This is a genomic window from Lysinibacillus sp. NPDC093688, from assembly GCF_050280145.1.
Taxonomy (GTDB): domain Bacteria; phylum Bacillota; class Bacilli; order Bacillales_A; family Planococcaceae; genus Lysinibacillus; species Lysinibacillus xylanilyticus_B.
In genome coordinates, this window is sequence record NZ_JBNNUX010000099.1 from 1 (window position 1) to 2,227 (window position 2,227).

At 42.3% G+C, this 2,227-nt stretch carries 1 protein-coding gene; it reads right to left on the bottom strand.

The features are described 5' to 3' along the window. Positions 1-135 precede the first annotated feature (135 nt). A complete protein-coding gene (locus ACQKN2_RS25215; protein WP_427417360.1) occupies positions 136-2,073 on the bottom strand; it encodes an SEL1-like repeat protein in 1,938 nt (645 codons plus the stop codon). Between the last annotated feature and the right edge of the window lie 154 nt (positions 2,074-2,227).

Below are 2,227 nucleotides of genomic sequence, written 5' to 3' on the forward strand. Positions count from 1 at the left end.
TCCTGTGATAACGCCTTCGTGACCAACATCGTGTTGGCCCGAGACCCTGCAGCGAAGCGAAGCGGCTCATCGGACGCCCCCAGGAAAGCGCCCAGCCAGAACGGAAATCAACTCTACGCTATGGTGATGAGCCATTTACTTTATATTTTCAAGAGACTTCTTAAGCCATTTTGTTGCCTCGGTATAATCCTGTGCGACACCATGTCCTTTTTTGTAAAGCATACCGAGCTGGAATTGGGCCTTTTGATGCCCTTGATTGGCAGCTAGTCGATACAGTTGGGCTGCTTTCGCAAAATCCTTCGGTACCCCTTGTCCATGGCTGTGCATTTGAGCTAATTGATACTGTGCTTTGACATGACCCTTAGCGGCAGCTTGTTCAATCCATTTTGCTGCCTCGGTGTAATCCTGTGCAACACCTTTTCCCTTATCAAATAAATTACCGAGCTGATATTGAGCACCTGAATGCCCTTGGATGGCTGCTAGTCGATAGCAGCGTCGTGCCTCTTCTAAGTCCTGCTCGATTCCCAATCCATGCTCATATAATAACCCTAATTGATATTCAGCCTGAATATGGGACTGATCCGTAGCGGCTCTCCACCATTTTACTGCTTCATCATAATTCAAGTCAGCTTCATATAATAATCCGAGCTCGTACTGAGCATCAGCATAACCCTTTTCGGCAGCCGCTTGGAAGTAAGGGAGCGCTTTCTCTGGTTGCTGAAGTTGGTATACAAAAATACGTCCAAGCTCAAAACCTGCACTTATATGTCCAGTGTTAGTAGCTAACTGTAACCATTTTTCAGCTAAAGGTATATCGTTTTCTTTGACATAAAGTACACCGAGACAGTATTGAGCATTTAAGTGTCCTTTATGTGCTGCGAGCTTAAACCATTTTATAGCCTCTATGCGATCCTGAGGAATACCTTGACCAGTGTTATATAACATTGCCAATTGAAATTCTGCATTTGTATGGTCTTGAAGTGCAGCTAAATGGAACCATTGCGCAGCTTCTTCAAAATTTTGTGAGATGCCACGACCTTTAAGGTACATATAGCCAAGATTATACTGAGAACTTGCATCGCCAGCTAATGCAGCCATTTCAAAATAGGCTATAGCTTCCTCATAGCTTTGCTCGACGCCAGTTCCGTTGTGATAAAGGAATCCAAGGTTATTTTGAGCACTTGTATTCCCTTGATTGGCTGCTAGCATGTACCATTTTGCTGCCTCCGCAAAATTTTGTGGCATACCAAGTCCTTGGTTGTATAGGACCCCAAGGTTGTACTGTGCATCTGCGTTTTCTAAATCCGCAGCAGCTTTATAATAGCGAGTGGCTTCTTCATAGTCTTGTACAACACCATGACCTAAATGATAGAGCACGCCTAGACTATAAAGTGCATTTGCATCATTTTGAGCAGCGGCGCGTTCATACCACATTTTTGCAACTGTATAATCTTTCTTAACACCACGGCCTTGATTATAAAGAGCACCTAAATTATATTGAGCACTTGCATTCCCTTGTTTTGCTGCAAGCTCAAACCAGTTTGCGGCACTTTTATAGGCCTCGGGTGATTGGTTATCTTGAAGAAGCATATTTACATCAAAAACTGAAGTTATATCTTCAAAACTAGGAGCTATGCGAATCATTTTTGCCTTTAAGCTATTGTCATAGCGTTTAATAAACCATTCTACAATATCACTTATATAATCTAGAACAATTTTTGCGACCTTTGCTTCCACAATCTCACTACTATTACTAGATGTCATTTTGTTTACAAGATTCATTAGTAAATAAATGCGACGTGGATGAATCTTTGCAACAAAGTTACGATTATTGAGTAATGATCGAATGTTTTTTAGCTTTGGTTCTGAATCCATTTCTAGTTTATAAAGCTCATATAAAATTTCCTCCAATACAAGGAGTGATTTTTGTAAAGATAGAGCTGGCTTTGACGTGGCGAGAGAGCTAGCATCCTGTAAATTTTTAGCCAATTTAATGAAGGACAAAGCTTTTAATTTCTTACATTGATCTTGGAGAATATCATATTGAATGACGATAGCACTCACCTCTTTCATAAAAATGGCTCATGACCATAACGTGGGGTTGATTTCCGTTCCGACTGGGCGCTTTCCTGGGGGCGTCCGATGAGCCGCTTCGCTGCGCTGCAGGGTCTCGGGCCAACACGATGTTGGTCACGAAGGCGTTATCACAGGATGTGATGCTTTTAGC